The sequence below is a fragment of the Mycobacterium sp. genome (genome assembly GCF_035570115.1).
Lineage (GTDB): Bacteria > Actinomycetota > Actinomycetes > Mycobacteriales > Mycobacteriaceae > Mycobacterium.
In genome coordinates this window covers 1-4,510 of the sequence record NZ_DATMLH010000032.1, presented here as the reverse complement: position 1 = coordinate 4,510, position 4,510 = coordinate 1, and the positions used below count along the sequence as shown (strand labels likewise).

Annotated in this window: 2 protein-coding genes and 1 pseudogene; all 3 read right to left on the bottom strand. The window is 67.3% G+C overall.

The features are described from left to right. Positions 1 to 1,560 (bottom strand): N-acetylglutaminylglutamine amidotransferase (locus VNW74_RS02350; RefSeq protein ID WP_325675002.1); only part of this gene is annotated, 1,560 nt, incomplete at its 3' end. A gap of 42 nt (positions 1,561 to 1,602) precedes the next feature. Continuing rightward, the gene (locus VNW74_RS02345; protein ID WP_325675001.1) at positions 1,603 to 4,227 is read right to left on the bottom strand and encodes a carboxylate--amine ligase/circularly permuted type 2 ATP-grasp protein; all 2,625 of its coding nucleotides are present in this window, start codon (positions 4,225 to 4,227) and stop codon (positions 1,603 to 1,605) included. 66 nt (positions 4,228 to 4,293) lie between these two features. Next, positions 4,294 to 4,510, bottom strand: a pseudogene (locus VNW74_RS02340) (glutamine--fructose-6-phosphate aminotransferase); the annotation flags it as partial.

Below are 4,510 nucleotides of genomic sequence, written 5' to 3'. Positions count from 1 at the left end.
CTTGGTCCGGTCAATTATTTCCGACGGCAGCAGCGCACGCGACGCATCCTTCAGCACGCCTTTGCCGTTCGAGGCCAGCTTGAGGTCGGGCGGGCAGGTGGCCGCCAGTTCGACGAAGTCGTGGTCGAGGAACGGCACCCGGGCCTCCAGACCCCATGCCATTGTCATCGAGTCGACGCGTTTGACCGGATCGTCGACCAGCATGACCTGCGTGTCCAGGCGCAATGCCGCGTCCACCGCGGAGTCGGCGCCCGGCGCGCCCTGGTGGGCGGACGCGAACTCACGGCTCACATCTTCGTCAATCCCGTACTCGGGGTTGAATATCGCCAGCACGTCGTCGTGGTCGCGGTCGAAGAACACCTTCGCGTAGGCCTCGGTGGTCTGTTCGCGGGCGATGTTGGCCAGCGGTGGGTACCAGAAGTATCCCGCCAAGATTTCGTCAGCGCCCTGCCCGGACTGCACCACCTTCACCGATTTACTGACCTCTTCGGACAGCAGGTAGAAAGCCACGCAGTCGTGGCTGACCATTGGTTCGTTCATTGCGGCAATGGTTTTCGGCACCGCAGGGACCAGCCGCGAGGAGTCGATGTGGATCTTGTGGTGGTCGGTGTCGAAGGTCTTGGCGACCAGGTCGGAATAGAAGTACTCGTCGCCGGATTCGCCTTCGGCAGCGTCGAACCCGATGCTGAATGTTGCCAGTCCGTGCTGACCCTGCTCGGCGAGCAGCGCCACCACCACCGAGGAGTCGATACCACCGGACAGCAACACGCCGACCGGCACGTCGGCGACCATCCGACGTTTCACGCCGGCACGCAACGCGTCCATCAGGGCGGCCTGCCAGTCGCCGGCCGACCAGGACGCCTTAGCCGGATCGCGACGAAACTCTGGATTCCAGTACACGGTGTCGGTGTGCGAACCGTCGGGCTGGATCACCCGCACCGTTGCCGGTGGCAGCTTCTGCACGCCGCGGTAAATGGTGCGCGGCGCCGGGACGACGGAGTGGAATGTCATGTAGTGGTGCAGCGCCTGGCGATCCAGTTCGGTGTCGATGCCGCCGGACCTGAGCAGCGCACGCACCGTGGATGCGAACCGCAGTCGGCCCGGCGAGGCCGCCAGATACAGCGGCTTGATGCCCAAGCGGTCTCGCGCCAGTGTCACCACTCCGGTGTCCCGGTCGGCGATGGCGAACGCGAACATGCCCTTGAAGCGGTCGACGCAACGCAGCCCCCATTTGTGGAATCCCTTGATCACGACCTCGCTGTCGGCCGTCGAGAAGAACCGATAGCCCTCGGCCTGAAGCTCTTTGCGCAGCTCCTGGTAGTTGTAGATGCAGCCGTTGAACACCAGCGTCAGCCCGAGATCGCTGTCGACCATCGGTTGGGCGCCGTGGGCGGACAGGTCGATGATCGAGAGCCGCCGATGTCCGAACGCCACCGGCCCGTGCGCCACCACGCCGTCGGAGTCCGGTCCGCGCGACGTCATCGCGCCGGTCATCCGGGCGACGGCGCCGACATCGGCCGACTGCCCGTCGAAGCGGACCTCACCGCAGATACCGCACATATCTCCTGCTCTCCTGCTTCCGTTTCCTCGGAGTCTGGCTTACTAACGTTCACCAATCTTTGGCGCGGCGAGAATCCAGGTGTCCTTGCTGCCCCCGCCGAAAGACGAGTTCACGATCCGCGACCCCCGGCTCGCCACCCGGGTCAACGCCGCAGGCGTGACGTGCGCCGACACTGAACCGCCCGCGCCTGTCCTCAGATGGACGAACGCCCGCAGGTCGACGTGATGCGGGTAGATGCCGTCACCGTCGAAGGTGGGATGGGTGGACAGGGCAACCAACTCCTGGGCGATGAACCGCTCCGGTTGGGTGACCAGCTCATGCCGACGCGCCTCCAGCGCGGCATCGGAGGCGTCCGGGCCGATCAACACTCCTGTTCCGCCTAACCCGTCGATGGGTTTGACGACCATATCGGCGAGGTTGGCCAGCACGAAGTCGCGCTGCTCACGCTCGGCGCAGATCCACGTCGGAACCTGAGCCAGCTTCGGTTTTTCGCCGAGGTAGTACTCGATCATGGCCGGCACATACGCGTAGATCGCTTTGTCGTCGGCCACTCCGTTGGCGAGCGCATTGGCAATCGTGAGATTGCCGTCGGTGATCGCGCCGAGCAGCCCCGGCCGCAGCGGAGCGCCGTCGTATCCGGTGGAGGACAGCAGCATGTCCTCGTCCATCCGCGTGTAGGCGACGTCGATGCGTCGGACGTCGGGACCGATATGGCGCACCAGCTTTCCGTCGCGCACCGACAGGTCCGACGGCTGCACCAGCGCGACGCCCATTTCGTCGGCCAGGAAGGTGTGCTCGAACCAGGCCGAGTCTTCCCACCCGGCGGACAGCAGCACGACCACGGGGTCGTCAGCGGCGTGCGGCGGCGCCGCTGCCCGCAGCGTTTCAAGCAGCATCTGCGGCGCCCGGTCGACGTCTTCGATCGCGGCGAGCGGTTGCGGCTCGGGGAGGTGCTTCCTCAGCAGCCGGTGATTGACGATCGCGTACGCGGCGCCCGAGGGCACCCGCAGGTTGTCTTCGAGCACCATCCAGTGGCCGGCCCGGTCGCAGACGATGTCGGTGCCGCTGATGTGCGCGCGCACCGTGTCGCCGGCCAACCGGCCGGTCGATCGGAAGCCGGGTGCCCGGTCGAGGGCCTGCACACCGATGATGCCGTCGGCGACGATCGCCTGCTCCGAATAGATGTCGCGGAGGAATGCGTCCAGCGCCCGGGCCCGCTGACCTAGGCCTTGGGACAGCTGCGCCCACTCGTCCGCGGCCACCACCCGGGGTATCAGGTCGACCGGGAACAGCTGGGCGCGGCTCTGGCCGGTGACGCGGAAGGTGACGTTGTCGGCGCGCTGCTCCTGCTCGATGCATCCTTCCCGAAACCGCAGCTGCACTACCCCGAGGCGGGCAATGGTGTCCAGGACCGTCCGATAGCGCTGCCGCGGGTGACCGTCGCTGTCGACGGCTTCGTCATAGCTGACGTCGACGTTGCCACGGGCGACGCGAACCGCCGGGTCGCTGCCGGGGTGGTAGCCGAACAGCAGGGTCGGGTCGCCGCCGACGGCCGTCGCGGTGCTGGGCAAGCGGCCGGCAGTCTCGGCGATCAGCTGATCGACCACGTCGGTGAGGCGCCCGCGGCGGCGCAGCGCCCGCCGTTGCCGGGCCGACGACGTGCCCGCGATCAGTACCTGTCGGGTCAACTCGCTGACGATGTCCCAGTCCCCACTGCCTTCCAGTTGGGGGCGCAGCGACCCGACCAGCTCGGTGACCACGCCGGAGGCCGGCCTGCTGGCCGGAACGCTGACGTCGACGAGGTCGCCCTCCAACCCCGACCGGGCGGCCCGCCACAGCGCGGCCCGGCCCAGTGCCGGGGACAGGATCGTCGCAGGCGTGCCGGTCCGCGCGGCGTCGACCTCGCGCTCGACCAGCGCCCGGAACAGCCCGGCGATCAGCACGATGGTGTCGACCGACGGGCAGCTGTCGCACAACCGCAGCTCCAACGTCGGCGCCGAGTTTGACGGTCGGACGTCGAAGTAGACCATCCCGGCGTCAGTGATGACGCCGCTGGCCACCAGGTCCCTGACCAGCGCGTCGTATTCTTCGGCCGTTTGCACCGGGGCGGCTAGGCCCGTCGTCGGCCAGCGCTGCCAAACCAGGGTGCGCATACTCGAATAGCCGGTGTCTGAGCCGTCGGACGCAAACGGCGAGCTGGCCGACAATGCGAGCAAGGTGGGCAGATACGCGGCCACCCGGTGGGCGACCGCAACGGCCTCGTCGCGGTTGTCGACGCCGACATGCACCTGGGTGCCGCAGATCAGCTGCTCGCGCGCCAGCAGTTGGTAGTCGGCGAGCATTTGCCGGTAGCGCACGGTCTTGGTGACCTGCATTTCGGCCGGCACCGACAGCGGCATGGCCCCGGCCGCGACCACGCCTATGCCCAATTCGGCGGCGGTGTCGACCAAGACCTGGCGGTGCTCGACAAGTTCACGCCGCAACCCGTCCAGCGAATCGACCACCCGGGTGTTCGTCTCGACGACGCAGCGCTGCAGCTCGGCGACGTAGTGGTCGGACAGCTCGGCCAGCAGTTCGGGGCCGCGTGCCGTCAGCCGCCTCGTCTTGAGATCGACAAGGTGAAACTCCTCTTCGACACCCAACGTTCGCGGCGACATGTGTCGCATCCGCCAACCGTATGGGCCACCAGTTACCGCCGCGTTAAGCATTGACGGAGGTCATCGCCGTTCCGGCTACTCGACGGTGACCGATTTGGCCAGGTTGCGCGGCTTGTCGACGTCGTAGCCGCGCGCCTGCGCCACCGAGGCGGCGAACACCTGCAGCGGAATAGTCGACAGCAGCGGCTGGAAAAGCGTTGACACCGAAGGGATTTCGATCAGGTGGTCGGCGTAGGGGCGCACGGTGTCGTCGCCCTCCTCGGCGATGACGATGGTGACCGCGCCGCGGGTC

Coding starts and splice junctions, on each gene's coding strand:
- VNW74_RS02345 (WP_325675001.1), bottom strand. CDS start 4,227: ATGCGACACATGTCGCCGCGAACGTTGGGTGTCGAAGAGGAGTTTCAC.